Raw genomic sequence first — 19,306 nt, 5'->3', positions numbered from 1 at the left:
CAACGTTGACGCAAGGGGCGGGCATCGAGGCTCGGGTACCCGGTCGACGTGACGAGATCCGGCCACGAACACCGTCCACGAGAACTGTCAGGGGCTGAGTCTGAGTATGTCGACGACGTTGGTTTCGCGTGCAAACGAGTCGACGGCCGACGCCGACGCCTCGATTACGCGACCGACTCGCCGCCCCTATCTACACCAGGTCGACCTGATCCGAACGGTGACATTCTCACTGGTCATCTTCGTGCACTGCCTCACGCAGACCACCAACGAGTTCACCAGCATGCCGGTCAACACCACGTCGCTGCTGCTGCACTTCACGCGCAACACGTTCTTCGCCCTCACCGGCTTTGTGTTGATGTACCAGAACTTCGACAAGCAAGACTTCAGTGCGCCGACGTTCTGGAAGCGTCGAATCAAGCTGGTGATCTATCCGTACGTGATCTGGTCGGCCGTCTACTGGGTGGTCAACATGTGGCTGGCGGGCAAGCTCACCGAGATCCCGACGAGCCTGACCAACTTCTTCTACCAGCTCAGTTGGGGCCTCTCCGGGTTCCAGATGTACTTCCTGTTCGTGATGCTGCAGGTCTACCTGATCTTCCCGCTGGTGGTCTGGCTGCTGCGCGCAACCACCGGGCATCACCTGGCGCTACTGGGTGTCAGCCTGGTGCTGCAGTTCGCCGTCGCCGCGACCATCACGCATTGGAATCCGCCCGCGACCGTCGCGGCCCGCTGGTGGCACAACTACGCCACGTTCGTCCCCTATCAGTTCTTCATCCTGTACGGCGCTGTCGCCGCGGTGCACCGCAAGCAGATCGGCGCATGGCTGCAGGGCAAGGGCTGGTGGTTGTTCGGTGCGCTGCTCGTGACCGCGGCGATCGCCGTCGGCTCGTACATCGGGGGCGTCTGGTTCGCGGGCAAACCGGTGCACGACAACAACTCCGCGTTCTACCCCGCCTTGGTTCCGTTCCTGGTCGTCGCGATGACCTGCCTATACGCGGTTGCCCTGCACTGGGCCGAGAACCGACGTGAGTTCACCCCGCGGTTCGCGCGGGCCGTGAAGTACGCGTCCAATCGCTCGTTCCCGGTGTTCCTCGTCCATGTGCTGGTGCTGACGATGATCATGTACCCGCAGCGCAACGGCACATCGTGGGTGCGTGAAGCCATGGGCCAGCCGTGGTCGACCATCGTCGTCTACCTGGCCACATTGGCCGGGTCGCTACTGCTCGTCGAGATTCTGCGCCGACTCCCCGGCGCGCTGTACCTGACCGGCCGCCCGCGGATTCCGTTCCGTAGCCCGCGCGCCGACTCCGCGCCGAGTGCACCTGCCGTCGTAGGGGCGTCGTCGTAGGGGCGTCGTCGTAGGGGTTTCGTAGACGCGGCTCGTTCTGGTGAACGCGGTCGGTACACCAGACGCGTCTGCCGAATCGGGCGGCGTTTGGCGGGCAGGCGCGGCGTCAGAGAACACTGAGCAACGCTCGGGGTCGAGCGAGGAACGTCTCCCGAATGTGGTTGCGCGCCAACGTCCACCACGAGCACGGGCACTGCGCCTCGACGCCGAGCGCGTCGATCCCACGTGCACGACACAGTGCGATGGCGCGCGAGACGTGAAAGTCCTGCGTGACGATCACCACCGGATTCGACGCCGCCCCGCCGATCACCTCGGGTAGCCGTCGGCAACTGCGTTCGGTGTCGTACCCGGCGGGGTCGTCGACGATCACTGACGCGGGCACGCCGTGCGCCTCGAGGTAGTCACGCATCACGGCCGGCTCGTCGCCGGCATCCGCATCGCCGTTGCCGGAGACGACGACGCGGGCGACGGCGCCCGTCCGGTACAGATCGAGCGCCGTGTCGAGGCGTCCCCGCACATACGAACCCGGCTCGCCGTCGGAGACCAGGGAGCCGAGGACGAGCAGGGTCGACCGGTTCGGGATGCCCTGCGCGTCGACGATTCGGCCCGACGACGCCACGAACACCCAGGTCGCGGCTACCGTCACGATGAGTTCGCCGAGCACGAGGAGCACAAGCAACAATCGACCCGCAACGCTGCTGATCCGCGATCCGGTGTTCACCGCTCACACGCTAATCAACAGCGATCGGGGCGATCTGACGTGTGGTCCATACGGCACGGTGGATACTGGTGTGATCGACGACTGCTGCTCTGGTCGTTGTGACCATCATCAATCGTTGTGACCATCATCGTCGTCGAAGAGAACCCAGGGGGCCTCATGTCATACATGCCCGTTACCGCGTCGATGTTTCTGCTGGCAGAGACCCGCGATCAACCGATCCACGTCGGCGGACTGCAACTGTTCATTCCTCGCGAGGGCCAGTCATCTACCGAACTGGCCGAGGAGATCTTCGAGACCTTCTACTCCTGCACCGACGTGCATCCGCTGTTCCGCAAGCGGCCGGCCCAACCTGTCAGCCTCGTCGGGTCGTTGATGTGGTCGTTCGACGACGAGATCGACTTCGACTATCACGTCCGCCGTGCCGTCCTGCCCCGTCCCGGGCGCATCCGCGAACTGTTCCGCTATGTCTCGCTCCATCACGGCACACTGCTCGACCGGAACCGTCCGATGTGGGAGGTCCACGTCATCGACGGTCTTGAAGACGGTCGCGTCGCGCTGTACACCAGGATTCACCATTCGATCGTCGACGGCGTATCGGCTCTGCGGCTACTGGAACGAACACTGAGCGAGGACCCCGACGACCGATCGGGTACCGCGCCGTGGAATCCGTCCTTGATGCGACGACGCCCCAAACCGACGGCGCCCGCCAAGGGGCTGCTGTCGCGAATCGGCGACATCGCAGGCACCGCAACGGGACTCGCGGGTGAGGTCGTCGGACTGGGCGCGGCCGCGGCAAAGGTCGCATACACCGCGTTCACCGATGATGCCTTCGTCCCGCCACTGCATGCCGCACCGAAGACAATTCTCGACGTCCCCATCGGCAGTGCCCGGCGGTTCGCCGCACAGCGGTGGGAGCTCACACGCCTACGTGCGATCGCCGACGCAATGCAGATCACGATCAATGACGTCATGGTCGCGATGTGCTCGGGTGCGATGCGCGCCTACCTGATCGACCAGGACGCCCTTCCCGACGCACCACTCATCGCTGCGATGCCGGTCTCGCTGCACACCGACAACGACGCCGACGGCAACAACATCACCGCGATCATGGTGAATCTTGCTACCGATCAGCCGGATCCGGAACGACGCCTGGCCACGATCATCGCGTCGACGCGCAAGAGCAAAGAACTGGTGCGGAGCTTGTCTCCGGTGCAGTCAATGGCGTTGGGCGCGGCCAACTTTGCGCCGCTGGCTCTCGCCACCGTTCCGGGATTCGTGCGGTACACGCCTCCGCAGTTCAACCTGATCATCAGCAACGTTCCCGGCCCGAAAACCGACTTGTATTGGAACGGGGCCAAACTCGACGGCGTCTACCCGGCATCGATTCCGCTGGGCGGGCAGGCGATCAACATCACCGTCGCCACCACTGCCGACCATATCAACTTCGGGCTGACGGGCGCCCGCAAGGAAGTGCCGAGCCTGCAGCGGCTACTCACCCACCTCGACACCTCGCTCGAGGAGCTCGAGAAGGTCGCGGACGTGCAGACATAATCCCTGCGCCGGGTAGGTTGGCGTACCACATAGGTTGCAGGGCAATGTTTTTCAGCACGGATGCACCGAGTCGGCATAGTCGAGCCACTTCGGTAGGCTGCTAACGAATGCGCTCCTGGTATCCGGTGAACCGGCGGCACGCCAGTCGACGACATCTTTGATCTCGATCTCGTACTTGCGCCACTCGAACCAGTTGATCATCTTGAGCATCGGGTAACGCGACGGTATGTCGGCGGCGAAGACCTGCCGCCACCACGTCGACTTCACCGCGAGCTCTGAGGCGCCCTGAGCCGCACGCGCCGGGGTGTAGATCGCGGCCGTCTCGACAATCGCCACTGGCTTCTGGTGCTGCGTGCCGTAGATCTGATAAAAGTTCGGCACCGTGAGGTCGTGGCCGGCAGTCCCGTTATAGCGACCCTCGAGCATCGCCGTGAACTTTCCGGGTTCGCTCACATCGTTGTTGCCCCACGGACGGCGATTTCCCCAGTGATACAACGAAATCCCCACCCAATCGACCGCGTCGTCGCCCGGATAGTACGGCGCATATGAGTCGTCGGATGCTGTGAGCTTTCCGTCGTGATTGGTGTCGGCCAACCGGTAGTTGTCTGTTCCTCTGCGCGCCACGTACTTTCCGCCTTCGAACGGATACCCGCCGCCGTAGTTCGGCGCCCACATCATCGCCGTCCCCGGCGCTTTCCGATGGACCATCGCAGCCACTCGGCGGAATGTCTCGACGTAGGCTCGGGGTTGCTGGCCCCATGCGTACCAGGAACCGTTCATCTCGTGTGCGAATCGCAGGATAACCGGTACGCCCGAATCGTTCAGCTTGCGCAGGTCGTCACCCAGACGGCCGACGACACCCTCCGTGATCGTGGCCAATCCAGCGTGCGGCTCCAAAGTCAGCACCATGATGCCGCGTTCATCACGCACCTGATTGGCAGCCGCGACTGTGTGTGACCACGTCTGATTGTTGTACGGGATGTCGGAGAACTGCACTGCGACCGCGGGAGCGTGCCCAAGGTTGTCGTGATGTTCTCGCAGGCTCTCGGACTGCCAGTCGAGGTTGACGCCGAACAGGATCCCTGAGTTCGGAACGGCCCGATGGAAGTCGGTGACCGCACAGGGCGGCGTGGGCTCGGGCAAGTAGTGCTGGAACAGTGCGCCCGCGGTCCCGACACCGATCAGCATCGCGATGACCGGGATCAGCGCCGACGGCCGACGGCGCCTGCGCCGCGACCACCGCTCCGCGAATCCTGGTTCCGCGATGTCATCCGGACTCGTTGTCTTGCTATCGATTGGCGGGCTGCTCATGTCATGCCACACTTTCCTCACCAGTGCTACCGAGCGAAACGGAACTGTTGTGGGACCACGAATACAGACAGACAATGTCGACGTCGCGCGTATCGCCATGCCGCTCGTTGCACTGATCCTGGTGCTCACGCTTGGCGCGTGCAGCGACGGTGGCGACTCCGCCGGTCCGCACCATATTCGTTGGGGCGCTTATCTTCCCGACCTGAAGGGGAGTGACGTCGACTCCGATGCCGGAGTAGTCGGGGTCACTACCCTCGCTGATCGCCCGTTGGATCTGATCCTCACCTTCAGCGGACTCCGCGAACCGGTACCACACGCGGATCTGACCAGAATCGCCGAGACCGGCGCTGTTCCGATCGTGAGTATCGAACCGTGGAACCCATCCGGCGGTGTCAACCAGCCGGACTATCGGCTGTCGCGCATCGCCGACGGCGCCTTCGATAACGACCTCCGACGGTGGGCGAACGGCCTGAAGGAATTCGGCCGGCCGGTGATCGTGCGATTCGCCCACGAAATGAACGGCGATTGGTACCCGTGGGGGGTGCACGTGAACGGCAACACTCCGCAGTCCTACATCGACGCCTGGCGTCATGTCCGATCGATCCTGAATTCGATTGATCCGCATAATATCTCGATGGTTTGGGCGCCAATGGCGGCGATTTCGGGCATCCCTGGATTCGACGCGGCCTACCCCGGCGACAACGAGGTCGACTACCTGGGGATCGACGGCTACAACTGGGGCAACGACGGCCAACATGGCTGGGCCTCACCTGGATTCATCTTCTCGAACGCATTCGCCGGCCTCCGTCGACTCGGCGACAAGCCGATTCTCGTCACCGAGGTCGCATCCGCCGACGACCCGGATCCGACACGGAAAGCCACGTGGATCCATGATTTCGTCTCGCTCGTCAGCCGTGAGGCAGGCGTCGACGGGTTCGTGTGGTTCCAGGCGAACAAGGAGCGAGACTGGCGCTTCAATTCGAACCCTCAGAGCGAGAACGCTTTCCGGTCCGCATTAGACGCAGTCCCCGCGACCTAGTGTCGGGCACGCGTCGATCACAGATCAGCGCCGCGCTTCTATCCGGATAGAGCACAAGAATTTTGCCCAACTCGAGCGCGTCAAAGGCATCGGCTACAGCGGGTGAGTGCCCGAAGATCCGTAGGTCGGCGCGGAGTCTCCGCGCCCACCGAACCGCATGCATGAGATCGGCCATGCCCGACGGCGTCACGGAAGAGACACCACCAACGTCCACCAGCACCAGCTTCGCACCCGAGGCGCACAACCGGCCCACTTGGTGGTGGACACTCGAAGACACACCCCACAGGCCAGTAACGGCGACATCGGCGATGTCCGATGCGCCGACATCAACAGCGCCGACGGCCTCGCGAACATCAACGGCGGCAGAGTGATCCGAGTGAATCGAGCGATCCGCGTCGAGCTGTCTCACCGCCTCTGCTGGCACAGGAACCGTTTCATCCGGAGCGCTACTGGGCGAAACCGACGCATCCGGCGTCGCGCGAGCGACCGGAGGGAGACGCCTCCGGAGCTTGAACCGCGTTGTACGCGTGACGGTTTCGATCCGTCGCTGATCGCGGTCAATCGCTGCGGTGCGGTCGGTGTAGAGAACCATCACCCTGCCGAGATCAAGTGCGTCCAGCGCATCGAGCAATGCCACGGATTTTCCATGGGCTCGCAGATCGGCGCGTCGCGACCTTGCCCACCGCACAGCGTGCATCAGCTCAGCCATTCCGGACGGCGTGACACCGCTGACGTCGCCGACGTCGACGAGCACGAGACGCGCTCCGGCCGCACAGGCACCGGCGACGTCGTCACACAGACGTGATGTCACATCGAGCCGGCCGGACACCCGGACGTCGGCAGTCTGGTCGTCGAACTCTGCAAATGTTTCGTGGGCCAGTGACATGTTCTTCTCCAGGGTTTGGCGGGCTGGGAGTCGTAGGTCAGGTGGAACGCTGTGGCGCGGGGCTTTCGGCTAACACAGAGCCCTCGATGTAGTCGTCGACCGATCCGCTGGGTGTCGGGCGATAGTGGGCGGCACGGACGACAGACGAAAGCAAGAGGAGATCCAGTCCGACCCACCCGAGCGACAGGAAGGTCGGGAAGGTCTCGGCGTCGCCCTGAAGCCAGCGAAGGATGCCCACTCCGGACGATGCGACAAGTGCGACGATCGCGACCAGCTGCGGAATGATCGGCCGGTAGTCGACCCGCGCGTCGATCTGCTCCTTGGAGGTCACCGAGAAGGAGATGTGCCGGCGGAAGAAGACCGCCGCGGCAGCCGAGAGGGTGGCCGATATCCAGACCGGGAACAGTGCGAACGATATCTGCTGCCCACGCCACAGCCCACCGGACCGGTACCCGGCCACTTGGAACAGCAACTGGCAACAGACGAAGAAGGGAATGAACCGTGCGAAGAAGTCCAGTGGGTAAGCGTTCATCGGGAACACACCGAGCGTGAAGTAGATGATCGGCGCTGCGATGTAGACCACCGCCGCGAACCCGTTGAGATACGAGGTCATGGTGGCCAGGTACATCAGCCGTTGCGCAAACGTCAGCCCGGATTGGAAGAGCGGGTTGTTGGCGAAAAATACCTGCATCGACCCGGTGGCCCATCGCTGACGCTGGCCGAGCATTGTCGCGAGGTCGTCGGGTGCAAGCCCCTCCACCAACACCTCGTGGTGGTAGACGCTCTCCCAGCCCATGGCGTGCAGATGCATCGCGGTCGCCATGTCCTCGGTGACCGTGGCGGTGTTGATGGGCTGGATCGCCAAGGCCTGGTCGATCCGGGACACTTCAACCGAGTCCATCGTCTTGTGCAGTTCTTCGACGACCTCCTCGGGTAGCCACGGGTGTGAATCGAGGATGTCGTGGATACCGGCACGCAATTCGAAGGCGACCTCGCCCACCGGCGCGCCACGCCGCAAACTGCGTCGAGCGCCACGCACCACGTCGAGCGCATCCTCGAGTGGAATGCGCAGTCCCAATCCATGCCCGACGTCGTTGATCAGGCCCTCAAGACGAGCCCATTCGTCTCGAATAGCCCTTCTGACCTGCGGATCAGCGCCGCGCGAGTACGTGCGCAAGCCGAGTGCCATCAGGGCCTCGCGCCGCAGGACAGCGTTCGAGCCGCAGAAGAATGCAGCACCCCAGCCGTCTTTACCCTGCTGGATGGGGCCATAGAACAGTTCGGCCTGACTACCTAGCGGATCGGAATCAGGAACATTCCAGAAGTACTGCGGGGTCTGCACGAAGGCCACCGCGTCGTCGTCAAAGTAGCCGAGGACGGCGTCGAGAAACTCCGGCTTGGGGACCTGGTCGGCGTCGAGGATCGCCACGAACTCCGCGTCCGTCAAAAACAGCGCGTTGTTGATGTTGCCTGCCTTGGCGTGTCGCTGACGCCCGTTCCACTCCTCACCGCGAGTGAGGTATCCGACACCCAGCCGAGCGGCCGCGATCCGGAACTCCTCGCGATCACCGTCGTCAAGGATCCAGGTGTTGTGGGGGTAGGAGATCTCGCGCGCGCCGATCGCGGTGCGCACCACCAGCTCGAGCGGCTCGTTATATGTGGTGATGAATACATCGACCGTCAGACCGGGTCGCGCCACTGGCGGTAAAGTTCGCTCGCGCGCATTCCACATCATAAATGCGAAGAGAATGGACTCGGAAAGCGAATATGTTTCCGCAATAACCAATGGAATAGCAATCCACCATGCGGACCATGCGATGGTGTCGCTCCATCGCCAGAAAATGTAAGCGCAGCCGAATGAAACCACAAGAACGGCAATGATTCTGACAGCAAACAACCGCACTGGCCCCACAGCCCCCACCTCCGAGTTGGCATCGATCCCACAACATCGACCCGCCCCGTCGCAGCTCACCTACTATTCTTGCCCAGTTGACCTACGGCCGCAACCCGCCACAGTCGTTGTAGTCCATCTGATGTACATATTGAATTTCTCGCCCTAAAACCAAATTCGTGCGCAATACAAAGAGATTAGTGCCCCCGGTTTTCGGGTCATGATTTTCGGTTTTCCCTTGAGATGCCCGACGCTTTATCGTTCACTAGTGACACGCGTCACTTGTTCTGCGATGTACGCGGCGCCCGCGCACGGCGAGTCGCCCGGTTCATCAGAATGGCAGCGACTGGGCAGCGGGAGGGGTTCGCGTCACTCAGAACTGACTGGATAGTCAGTTACTCGTGAGTATTATTCCTATATCGTAACGCCAGGTACCAGCTCCAGGTAAGGGCAACCTTGGCAGCGCGAGGTACCGGGGAAGAATTACGGTTACCTGTAGTAGACGTCCGACCCCGCGCACGTCAGCCCTGCGCGACTAGGTCGATGATCAATATGAGAGGGGCCGGGACGCCGTGAATGCCACGACGATCACCATCGGCACTATTGCCGCGGTCATCAGCTTGTTCTGTTGGGCCAGTTTCCTACGCGGCGTGTGGACCATGGTTCGCGCGATCGCCCAGGGCCAGAAGGTCGACAGCTCGCGTTACTGGCCCGTCGGCCCACGACTGTGGACGATGCTCAAGGAGTTCGTCGGCCACACGCGCATGGTGAAGTTCCGGACCGTCGGCTGGGCGCACTGGCTGGTGATGTTCGGCTTCCTGATCGGTGCGATCTTCTGGTTCGAGGCATACGGCCAGATCTTCGACCCCGAATTCCACTGGCCGGTGATCGGCGCGTGGAACGTCTACATCTTCGCCGACGAGGTGCTCGGCCTCGGCACCGTGATCGGCATCATGGCGCTGATCATCATCCGTCAGCTCAACCACCCGCGGATGCCCGCGCGTCTGTCCCGCTTCTCGGGTTCACGCTTCGGCGCCGCATACTTCGTCGAGCTCGTGGTCCTGATCGAGGGCCTCGGCATGATCTTCGTGAAGACGTTCAAGATCTCGTCGGGCATCGAGGATCCGCCGATCTGGACATCGTTCTTCACCCACTACTTCGCGCAGCTCTTCGAGGGGTCGTCGGTCTACTGGGTCACCGCCGCCGCTGTCGTCAAGCTGATGAGCGGCATGATCTGGCTGGCAGTCGTGGGCGCGAACATCGACTGGGGCGTCGCGTGGCACCGCTTCGCGGCATTCTTCAATATCTATCTCAAGCGTGAGCAGGACGGCGGCGTCGCACTCGGTGCTGCCAAGCCGATGATGAGCCAGGGCAAGGTCCTCGACATGGAGACCGCCGACCCCGACGTCGACGCGTTCGGTGCAGGCAAGGTCGAGGACTTCTCGTGGAAGGGCTGGCTCGACTTCACGACGTGTACCGAGTGTGGTCGCTGCCAGAGTCAGTGCCCGGCGTGGAACACCGGAAAGCCGTTGAGCCCCAAGCTGCTCATCATGTCGCTACGCGATCACGCACAGGCCAAGGCGCCGTATCTGATCGCCGGTGGCCGCAAGGACATGGGCGGCGACGAGGTCGGACTCGTCGACGCCGAGGGCAACGTCGACGAGGCGAAGCTCGCCAAGATTCCCGAGGCCGCGCGCGCTGAGGCGTCGCGCAAGTTGGTCGGTGAGTCGAAGGGCGCGATGGGCGGCGGCGAGGGCATCATCTCTGAAGAGGGCGAATTCGACCCCGAGCAGCTCGGTGCGGTTATCGACACCGAAACCCTGTGGAGCTGCACCACCTGCGGTGCGTGCGTCGAGCAGTGTCCCGTCGACATCGAGCATGTCGACCACATCATCGACATGCGCCGCTACCAGGTGCTCATCGAGTCCGACTTCCCGACCGAGCTCGCGGGCATGTTCAAGAACCTCGAGAACAAGGGCAACCCCTGGGGTCAGAACGCGTCGGCGCGCACCAACTGGATCGACGAGATGGACATCGAGATCCCGGTCTTCGGTGCCGACGTCGAATCGTTCGAGGGTTTCGAGTACCTCTTCTGGGTCGGTTGCGCAGGCGCATACGAGGATCGCGCGAAGAAGACCACCAAGGCGGTCGCCGAGCTCCTCGACATCGCCGCGGTGAACTTCATGGTTCTCGGCGAGGGCGAGACCTGTACCGGCGATTCGGCACGACGTGCAGGCAACGAGTTCCTGTTCCAGATGCTGGCGCAGCAGAACATCGAGACCATCAACGGGGTTTTCGAGACGGCGCCGACGCAGCGCAAGAAGGTCGTCGTGACCTGTGCGCACTGCTTCAACACGCTGTCCAACGAGTACCCGCAGCTCGGCGCGAAGTACGAGGTGGTGCACCACACGCAGCTCCTCAACCGCCTGGTGCGGGAGAAGCGCCTGGTGCCGGTGGCACCGATGGGCGAGGGCGTCACCTACCACGACCCCTGCTACCTGGGACGCCACAACAAGGTCTACGACGCTCCACGCGAGCTGATGGAAGCATCCGGTTCGACGCTGCGGGAGATGCCTCGCCACGGCGAACGGTCCATGTGCTGTGGCGCCGGTGGTGCGCGCATGTGGATGGAAGAGCAGATCGGCAAGCGGATCAACATCGACCGCGTCGACGAGGCTCTCGACACCCTGGCATCCGCGAAGGGTGCAGGTGGCAGCAACGACGAGGCACCGCAGAAGATCGCGACGGGCTGCCCGTTCTGCCGCGTGATGCTGACCGACGGCGTGACCGCACGGACGTCCGGCACCGAGAACGAAGGCAAGATCGAGGTCGTCGACGTCTCGCAGATGCTGCTCGATTCGGTCAAGCGTGGTCTGCCAGAGGTCAAGCGGGGCGGACGTTTCCTCGGACCGGTCTCCAAGCCCGCGCCCGAGCCGGAACCCGAGCCCGAGAAGGAAAAGGTGGCTGCCGCCGCGCCCGCCGCAGCTGCCGCGGGCGCTGCTACCGACGCCAAGCCCAAGCCCAAGGTCGGGTTGGGGATGAAGGGCGGCAAGAAGCCCGGCGCAGGCAGCGCAGCGACCAAGGCCCCGGCAGCGTCGGCTCCCGCAGCGTCGACGGAGACAGCGTCGGCACCTGCTGCATCGGCGGAGACGACCGAAAAGAAGCCTGCCTCCAAGGGCTTCGGCATGAAGGGCGGCATGAAGAAGCCGGGCGCGGCGGCCAAGCCTGCGTCCGCGCAGCCCGCTCCTGCGCAGGCCGAGTCGTCGGCGGCAGTCGAGGACGCGGCGAGTGATACCGCAGCGGCAAGTGATGCAGGCGCGGCAAGCGCCACGGCCGATGCGCCGAAACCGGCCAAGGCCAAGGGATTCGGCATGGCTGCGGGCAAGCGGCCCGGGGCGAAGAAGCCCGGCGCAGCGAGCACCGCGAATGCGGCCGCAGCCGACGCCGGAGTCACAGCCGCCGCGGAGAACAAGGTGGCAGAGACCGAATCCGCACCCGACGCCGCTCCGACCGCCGACACCGAATCGGCCACGGCTGCAAGCACTTCCGCAGCCGCAGTGACCGAGGACAAGCCCGCCAAGGCGAAGGGCTTCGGCATGGCCGCGGGCAAGAAGCGCCCGGGAGGCACCGGGTCGGGGGCTGCGAAGCCTGCCGCCCCGGCTGCAGAGGCGTCGGCACCTGCGGCAGCTGAGTCCGCTCCGGCTGAGAGCACGGCGGCGGAATCCGCTCCGACACAGCCCGAGACCGGTGGCGAGGCCAGCGCTCCGGAAGAGACAACTGCCTCGACGACGTCGACTGCTACGGCCTCGGCCGCAGCGGTGACGGAGGAGAAGCCCGCCAAGGCCAAGGGCTTCGGCATGGCCGCAGGCAAGAAGCGGCCGGGCGGGGCGTCGGCACCCAACGCCGCAGCTCCCGCAGCGTCGACTCCCGAGCCGGAAGCCGCTGCTGCAGCGGAAGCCGAGGTGCCGGAAGCTGGATCGGCCGACGCAGCGTCGGAGACTCCGGCGGAAGCACCGGCAGAGTCGGCCGAGGCGTCCACGAACGCCGCGGGCGAGGGCGAGGCAGTGTCGTCGAACGGCAGTGCAGCAGAAACCGGCGCAGCAGAAACCGGTACAGCAGAAGCCGGTGCAGCCGATGGCGGCCGCACGATCGCCGAGACCGGAGCGTCGAAGGCCAAGGGCTTCGGCATGGCCGCGGGCAAGAAGCGACCCGGCCAGCGCTGATCGGCCAGGGCTGATCGGCCAGGGCTGATCGGCCAGGGCTACGGCCCGCACTGATCGGCCAGCACTGATCGACCGTCCGTCAGAAACACGCGTTTCTGACGCCTGCGAGTGAAGTTTTCCTCGCAGGTGTCGCAGGCGCGTGTTTCTGCATTTCCGACGGCCCGAAAAAATCGATTTGCCTGCGGCTGAGACAATTGAACCCGTGAGTAGGCCGTATGTATCGCACCTGAACCAGAACCTCAAGCCGTTGGAGCAGTCCGAGAAGCTGCAGAACGTCTGCTACGAGATCCGTGGGCCTGTGCACGCGCATGCGGCGCGACTCGAGGCCGAGGGCCATCGGATCATGAAGCTGAACATCGGCAACCCGGCGCTGTTCGGCTTCGAGGCGCCAGACGTGATCATGCGCGACATGATCCACGCGCTGCCGTACTCGCAGGGCTATTCGGAATCGGCCGGCGTGCTCTCGGCCCGACGCGCGGTGGTCACCCGCTATGAGCTCCTCCCCGACTTCCCGTACTTCGACGTCGACGACGTGATCCTCGGCAACGGTGTCTCCGAGCTCATCACCATGACGATGCAGGCGCTTCTCAACAACGGCGACGAGGTGCTGATCCCCGCGCCCGACTATCCCCTCTGGACGGCCATGACGGCCCTCTCCGGCGGCACGGCCGTGCATTATCGCTGCGACGAGGACAACGACTGGAACCCCGACATCGCCGACATCGAGGCGAAGATCACCGACCGCACCAAGGCGATCGTCGTCATCAATCCCAACAACCCCACGGGAGCTGTCTACTCGCGCGAGGTGCTCGAGCAACTCGTAGACGTCGCCCGACGCCACTCGCTGCTCATCCTCGCCGACGAGATATACGACAAGATCCTCTACGACGACGCTGAGCACATCAACATCGCGTCGCTTGCCCCCGACCTGTTCTGCCTGACGTTCAACGGGCTCTCGAAGGCGTACCGGGTCTGTGGCTATCGGGCTGGCTGGGTGGTGCTCACCGGCCCCAAGGACCACGCCAAGGGCTTCATCGAGGGCCTGGGCATCCTGGCGTCGACGCGTCTGTGCGCGAACGTACCCGGCCAGCACGCGATTCAGGTGGCCCTCGGTGGGTACCAGAGCATCGAGGCGCTCGTCGCGCCCGGTGGACGCCTCTACGAGCAGCGCAACGTGACGTGGGAGAAGCTCAACGAGATCCCCGGCGTCAGCTGCGTCAAGCCCAAGGGCGCGCTCTACGCGTTCCCCCGCCTCGATCCTGAGGTCTACGAGATCCACAACGACGAGCTCTTCGTCCAGGACCTGCTGCTGCAGGAGAAGATCCTGGTGGTGCAGGGCAGCGGGTTCAACCTCGACGATCAGAACCACTTCCGCATCGTCACGCTCCCCTGGTCGCGCGATCTCAAGGACGCCGTCGAACGGATCGGCAACTTCCTGTCGTCGTATCGCCAATAGTCGTATCGCCAGTAGTTTCGCCGGCAGAAACACCCCCGATGACCTGCGGCGCGGCACCTTCTGCGCGATTCGCTGATCCCTGCCTGCGCGTTATGTGACACTCTTCGTTGTCACCGTCCCTGGACATAGCTGTGACGCTCGGTTACGTTAACCAGATCACGGTTCGAAGGGGTGACGAATGAAGCAGTGGGTCAAACGACTCATCGACGTCGACGGCGTACGGCTCGCGACTTTCGAGTTCGACGATCCTGCCGGCGACACGTCGGCCGTCGCAGGCGCAGGCAACCCAGCGGGCCCGGACGGTACCGATGGAGCCGACCGTCCGACGGTGCTGTTCGTGCACGGCTGGCCGGATACGCATCACGTGTGGACCGAGGTCGCGGAGCGTCTTTCCGACGACGTCCGGGTCGCCGCGTACGACACCCGCGGACTCGGCGTCTCCGACAACCCTCGCGGGGTGTCGGCGTACCGCATCGAAACGCTCGCGGACGACCTGTACGCGGTCGCCGCCGCGGTGAGCCCCGACGCGCCAGTCCACGTGGTAGCGCACGACTGGGGTTCCATCCAGTCCTGGGAGGCGATGTCGCGGCCCGACGCCGCAAATCACTTCGCGTCGTTCACCACCATCTCCGGCCCGTGCCTGGACCACGTGGGAGTGCTCCTGCGCGAGAACATCTCTCATCCGACGCCACGTCGAGCGCTCGATACCGTTCTGCAATCGTTCTTCTCCACGTACATCGTGCTGCTGCACCTGCCGTTCGGTCCGACGCTGATCTCCGCGACACTCGGCTCACCGGGCGCGTGGCGACGATTCCTGCAGCTCATGGACGGTACGCCCGCCGAGCAGATCGTCACCGCGCCCACGCTGCGGAACGACATGCGTTCCGGCGCACGCTATTACCGAGCCAACATGGTGCGCAAGGTCGGCAAACCCAACCCGCGCACGACTCGCGTTCCGGTTCTGGAGATGGTCAACACCCGCGACTTCGCGGTGCGAACTCACCTGCTGCGCAACACGAACCGATTCGCGCCCGATCTCACACGTCTCGAGTCACCGACCCCGCACTGGGCCCCGACGACCAACCCCGGTTACGTTGCCGACTCGATCCGCGACTTCGTACGACGCATCGCCGCCCGAACATCCACCGCGACCACCCCCGACCGCGCCGCTATCCGCTGACCTGCCATCGCGAAGGAGTCTCTACCATGCACGCACACGCCGAGAAGGTGGACACCACCTCAGCACACGCATTCGCACCGCACCCATCCACGCCACAGGACAACGACACCGATCCCGGTGACGTCGAGCTTCACGCACGTAACGTGGCATTCGACTGGAGCGACGTTCCGCTGCACTGGATTCCGGGTCATCCGATTGCGTCTGACTTCATCAGCGTGCTCAATCTGCTTCTCCCCGAGGGAGAGCGCTGGTTTGTCCAGACCTACAACGAAGCGCTCCCCCTGGTTCGTGACGAGGAGCTGGCTGCGACGATGCGCGGCTTCATCGGCCAGGAAGCCATGCACGCGGAGGCACACGACCACGTGCTCTGGGAGTTCCTCGACCATCACGGAATCGATCCACGGCCGTACTGTCGCCAGATGGAGTGGGTGTTCCGAAAGGTGTTGGAACCCTTGGAGAAGGGCAGTGTAGAGGCCAAACAGAAGCACCTCATCGAACGACTGTGGCTCATCGCAGCCATCGAGCACTACACAGCGATCCTGGGCGATTTCGCGCTCAACAACACGTGGACCGAGGTCGGTGCCGATCCGACGATGTCGGACCTGTTCACCTGGCACGGAGCCGAGGAGGTCGAGCACCGGGCGGTCGCCCACGACGTCGCGGTCTACTTCGGTGACAGCTACCTCCGACGCGGCCGGGCAATGCTAATCGCACTGCCCACCCTGCTGCTCCTACTGTTCCGCGGATTCCGGTTCATCACCCATCAGGACCCGGCGATCAAGCACAACAACTACTTCTACCGCCAGTACCACTACGCGCGGGGCGTGCGAGCGGGCGTTCTCCCGACGATCCGCAGCGTGCTCTTCGCAACGGCGAGCTACTTCAGACCGGGCTTTCATCCCAACGAAATCGGTTCGACCGCACAGGCTGTCGCCTACCTGGCGTCCTCGCCCGCAGCACGAAACGCTTCCTGAGTACACCTGGAACACGCCATGAATCAACGGGCACACCCGCACACCACCGAGATGACCTCGGTGCCGCCACATCTCTACGGACGATGGCGCCACGATCCCCTGATGACCTTCGGCACCGTGCTGTCCAAGACGTGGCTGCCGTTCTGGCGCCCGTTCTCGCCACTGCGGTCGACCGCCGAGAACGACGGTGTCACCACGCTGCGCATTGTGGGACGAGAGGTCGTCGCGCAGGACGAGAACGTCGTCGCACTGACCTTCGCAGGACTCGACGATCAGCTCCTCGAAAGGTGGCATGCCGGAGCGCATCTCGATCTCCTGCTGCCGTCGGGCAGGATGCGCGAGTACTCACTCTGCGGCGACCCCGCCGATAGACACACCTACCGAATCGCCGTGCGGCGCATCCCCGACGGTGGAGGCGGTTCGGTCGAGGTACACGACACCCTGCGCGTGGGCGACACGATCCAGATCAAGGGGCCGCGCAATGCTTTTCCGATCGCATTGCCCGGCTACGGATCGCAAGCCCGCTCACTCCGCTTCGTCGCCGCTGGCATCGGTATCACGCCGATCCTGCCCATGCTGGCGGCCGCAGAGCGCCTCGGTCTCGACTGGTCGATGATCTACACGGGTCGCAGCATGGACTCGATCCCGTTCCGCGACGAGGTCGCGCGATTCGGAGACAAGATCACGATCCGCACCGACGACGAGCACGGTCTGCCGAGCATGGAGGAATTGCTCGGACCGATCAACCCTCAGACCGGAAGGGCCCCATCAGGTCTCGCGGTCTACTGCTGCGGCCCGGTACCGATGTTGGAATCGTTGCGGCGCCATCTACACGACCGCCCCGACATCGAGCTGCACTATGAGCGTTTCAGTCCGCCGCCGGTGGAGAACGGGCGTCCGTTCACCGTCAGGATCGCGTCGACCGGGCAGGAGATCGACGTCGCGGCAGACGAGACCTTGCTGAGCGCGCTCCGCAAAGAGGTTCCGTCAGTGCCGTATTCATGCCGCCAGGGTTTCTGCGGCACATGCAAGATCAGGACGCTGTCGGGGGCAATCGACCATCGCGACAACATCCTGACCGAGCCGGAGCGCGCAGCGGGCTCCATCCTCACCTGCGTGTCACGCGCTGGTGGCGATCACCTGACCGTCGACCTCTGAGTGCGCAACCGACGTGAGTTCGACGCCGCGCGAGTGACTTTCGCCGCGCAGTAGAACCGCAGCGGCAACAGCAGCCACGGCGGTCACCGCAACCGCCACCCAGACCGCGCTGTGCAGCCCTTCGACGAAGACCTCCTGTACGGCTATGGTCATACGGCCGGAGATCGACTCAGGGGCGCGGGCGGCGACCTCCGCTCCGCCCATCACCGACTGTTCGGCCATCTCGGCAATGTGACGCGGAAGTCCCAGTGCGCCAATCCTTTCCGATACGGACGACGCATACACCGAGGTGAGCACCGAGCCGAGCACGGCCACGCCCAGTGTTCCACCGATCTCACGCGTCGTGTCGTTGACGGCACTACCGGCACCCGCCTGCTCCGGTCGCAGCGAGCTCATGATCACGTGCGTGCACGGACCCGTGATAGCGGCGAGACCCGCCGCCATCAGCGCCATCGACCAGATGATGAGTTCCCAGTAGCCCGACATCCGTGACGAGATCTCCACCAACGCAAAGCCTGCCGACATCAGGACAGCTCCCGAGGTCACCACCCAGCGGGGCCCGAATCGGTGTGCCAGCGCCATGGCTACCGGGGAGCAGACCGCGGTCACAAGCGCGAAAGGCAGTGTGCGCAGGCCCGCTTCGAACGGTCCGTACCCCTTCACCGCCTGGAAGAACTGGGTGATCAGGAAGATGAAACCGAACAGCGAGAAGAACGCGACAGCCACCATTCCCGCTGCTGCAGCGAACCTGCGGTTGGCGAACAGCGCGACGTCGAGGATCGGGTGCGCCACCACGAGTTCACGCCACACGAAGAGTCCGATAACCGCAATCGCCACAACGAGTCCCAGGATGGTTCGTGCGTCGGTCCACCCGTGGTGAGGGCCTTCGATCACCGAATAGGTCAGCAGGCCGAGTCCGATGACCGACAGCACCAGGCCGACGACGTCGAACCGCGACACCGATTCCGGTCGCGTACCGGGCACCACCGCGACCACCGCGATAGCGGTCACGGCCGCGATGGGCAGGCTGACCCAGAACACCGACGCCCACGAGTAGTGCTCGAGCAGCCACCCTCCAAGCACCGGCCCGATCGCCACGGCGATTCCCGACGTCGCGCCCCAGATCCCGACCGCCGTGGCGCGTTGCTTCCCTTCCGGGAAGATCGCGACGATCAGAGCAAGCGTCGCGGGAAAGACCAGCGCCGCGAACACCCCAAGGCCGGCACGCGCGGCGATCAGTTGACCCAGTGTGTTCGACGACGCCGCCAGGGCCGACACCCCGGCGAAGCCCGCGATACCCACCAGGAGCATCCGGCGGTGCCCGAACCGGTCGCCGAGGTAGCCGCCGGTGAGAAGCAGCCCGGCGAAGACGAGCGTGTAGGCGTCGACGATCCACTGCAAGCCCGAGATCCCCGCCCCGAGATCGCGCGACATCGTCGGCAACGCGACATTGACGATCGTGTTGTCGACCATCACCAAGAGCTCAGCCAAACACAGCGCACACAACGCCAACCAGCGAGAACGCATGGGACTTCCCTTCGAAGTGGATTGCTGTTCTACTGTTGTAG

13 protein-coding genes are annotated in these 19,306 nt (G+C 64.1%); 9 read left to right on the top strand and 4 right to left on the bottom strand.

Annotated elements, in window-relative coordinates:
• Nucleotides 1-106: 106 nt before the first annotated feature.
• Nucleotides 107-1,348: an acyltransferase gene (locus A5766_RS18020; RefSeq protein ID WP_005201951.1), complete on the top strand. Its 1,242-nt coding sequence runs from the start codon at nt 107-109 to the stop codon at nt 1,346-1,348.
• Between the two features lie 106 nt (nt 1,349-1,454).
• On the opposite strand, the gene A5766_RS18015 is transcribed toward A5766_RS18020, so the two are convergent.
• Complete coding sequence (locus A5766_RS18015; RefSeq protein ID WP_005201952.1) at nt 1,455-2,027, bottom strand: SanA/YdcF family protein; 573 nt, start codon at nt 2,025-2,027, stop codon at nt 1,455-1,457.
• A gap of 198 nt (nt 2,028-2,225) precedes the next feature.
• Between A5766_RS18015 and A5766_RS18010 the strand changes: the two genes are divergently transcribed.
• Nucleotides 2,226-3,620 (top strand): WS/DGAT/MGAT family O-acyltransferase, encoded by a 1,395-nt coding sequence (locus A5766_RS18010; protein WP_039854211.1) that lies wholly within the window; start codon nt 2,226-2,228, stop codon nt 3,618-3,620.
• Between the two features lie 51 nt (nt 3,621-3,671).
• On the opposite strand, the gene A5766_RS18005 is transcribed toward A5766_RS18010, so the two are convergent.
• On the bottom strand, nt 3,672-4,931 hold the full coding sequence (locus tag A5766_RS18005; RefSeq protein ID WP_231894714.1) for a glycoside hydrolase family 26 protein: 1,260 nt from the start codon (nt 4,929-4,931) through the stop codon (nt 3,672-3,674).
• Between the two features lie 49 nt (nt 4,932-4,980).
• On the opposite strand from A5766_RS18005, the gene A5766_RS18000 reads away from it, so the two are divergent.
• Both A5766_RS18000 and A5766_RS24495 read left to right on the top strand, forming a co-directional pair.
• A complete protein-coding gene (locus A5766_RS18000; protein ID WP_231894713.1) occupies nt 4,981-5,970 on the top strand; it encodes a glycoside hydrolase family 26 protein in 990 nt (329 codons plus the stop codon).
• A gap of 646 nt (nt 5,971-6,616) precedes the next feature.
• Nucleotides 6,617-6,775: a hypothetical protein gene (locus A5766_RS24495; protein WP_156527511.1), complete on the top strand. Its 159-nt coding sequence runs from the start codon at nt 6,617-6,619 to the stop codon at nt 6,773-6,775.
• 118 nt (nt 6,776-6,893) lie between these two features.
• Here the strand turns inward: A5766_RS24495 and A5766_RS17990 are convergent, their stop codons facing one another.
• On the bottom strand, nt 6,894-8,555 hold the full coding sequence (locus A5766_RS17990) for a glycosyltransferase family 2 protein (protein WP_064905788.1): 1,662 nt from the start codon (nt 8,553-8,555) through the stop codon (nt 6,894-6,896).
• 764 nt (nt 8,556-9,319) lie between these two features.
• Between A5766_RS17990 and A5766_RS17985 the strand changes: the two genes are divergently transcribed.
• From A5766_RS17985 to A5766_RS17965, 5 genes are all read left to right on the top strand, one after another.
• Nucleotides 9,320-12,970 carry a (Fe-S)-binding protein gene (locus A5766_RS17985; RefSeq protein WP_064905786.1) on the top strand — a complete coding sequence of 1,217 codons (3,651 nt, stop codon included), beginning with the start codon at nt 9,320-9,322 and terminating at the stop codon, nt 12,968-12,970.
• A gap of 202 nt (nt 12,971-13,172) precedes the next feature.
• A complete protein-coding gene (locus A5766_RS17980; protein ID WP_039854185.1) occupies nt 13,173-14,426 on the top strand; it encodes a pyridoxal phosphate-dependent aminotransferase in 1,254 nt (417 codons plus the stop codon).
• 178 nt (nt 14,427-14,604) lie between these two features.
• Nucleotides 14,605-15,606, top strand: a complete 1,002-nt coding sequence (locus A5766_RS17975; protein ID WP_064905783.1) for an alpha/beta fold hydrolase — start codon at nt 14,605-14,607, stop codon at nt 15,604-15,606.
• A 26-nt stretch (nt 15,607-15,632) separates the two neighbouring features.
• The gene (locus A5766_RS17970; protein ID WP_064905780.1) at nt 15,633-16,580 is read left to right on the top strand and encodes a metal-dependent hydrolase; all 948 of its coding nucleotides are present in this window, start codon (nt 15,633-15,635) and stop codon (nt 16,578-16,580) included.
• 18 nt (nt 16,581-16,598) lie between these two features.
• On the top strand, nt 16,599-17,738 hold the full coding sequence (locus A5766_RS17965) for a PDR/VanB family oxidoreductase (RefSeq protein ID WP_064863688.1): 1,140 nt from the start codon (nt 16,599-16,601) through the stop codon (nt 17,736-17,738).
• Here the strand turns inward: A5766_RS17965 and A5766_RS17960 are convergent.
• A complete protein-coding gene (locus tag A5766_RS17960; RefSeq protein WP_064905778.1) occupies nt 17,700-19,265 on the bottom strand; it encodes an MFS transporter in 1,566 nt (521 codons plus the stop codon). The genes A5766_RS17965 and A5766_RS17960 overlap by 39 nt on opposite strands.
• Nucleotides 19,266-19,306 lie beyond the last annotated feature (41 nt).

This window comes from Gordonia sp. 852002-51296_SCH5728562-b, from assembly GCF_001665475.1.
Lineage (GTDB): Bacteria > Actinomycetota > Actinomycetes > Mycobacteriales > Mycobacteriaceae > Gordonia > Gordonia sputi.
Note: the sequence above shows the minus strand (reverse complement) of the source record. Positions and strands in the feature narration are given on the sequence as shown.

What these genes read in the sequence shown, in the direction of transcription:
- A5766_RS17965 (WP_064863688.1), top strand. Translation starts at nt 16,599, where the DNA reads ATGAATCAACGGGCACACCCGCACACCACCGAGATGACCTCGGTGCCG.
- A5766_RS18010 (WP_039854211.1), top strand. Translation starts at nt 2,226, where the DNA reads ATGTCATACATGCCCGTTACCGCGTCGATGTTTCTGCTGGCAGAGACC.
- A5766_RS24495 (WP_156527511.1), top strand. Translation starts at nt 6,617, where the DNA reads ATGGGCTCGCAGATCGGCGCGTCGCGACCTTGCCCACCGCACAGCGTG.
- A5766_RS17970 (WP_064905780.1), top strand. Translation starts at nt 15,633, where the DNA reads ATGCACGCACACGCCGAGAAGGTGGACACCACCTCAGCACACGCATTC.
- A5766_RS17960 (WP_064905778.1), bottom strand. Translation starts at nt 19,265, where the DNA reads ATGCGTTCTCGCTGGTTGGCGTTGTGTGCGCTGTGTTTGGCTGAGCTC.
- A5766_RS18005 (WP_231894714.1), bottom strand. Translation starts at nt 4,931, where the DNA reads ATGAGCAGCCCGCCAATCGATAGCAAGACAACGAGTCCGGATGACATC.
- A5766_RS18020 (WP_005201951.1), top strand. Translation starts at nt 107, where the DNA reads ATGTCGACGACGTTGGTTTCGCGTGCAAACGAGTCGACGGCCGACGCC.
- A5766_RS17975 (WP_064905783.1), top strand. Translation starts at nt 14,605, where the DNA reads ATGAAGCAGTGGGTCAAACGACTCATCGACGTCGACGGCGTACGGCTC.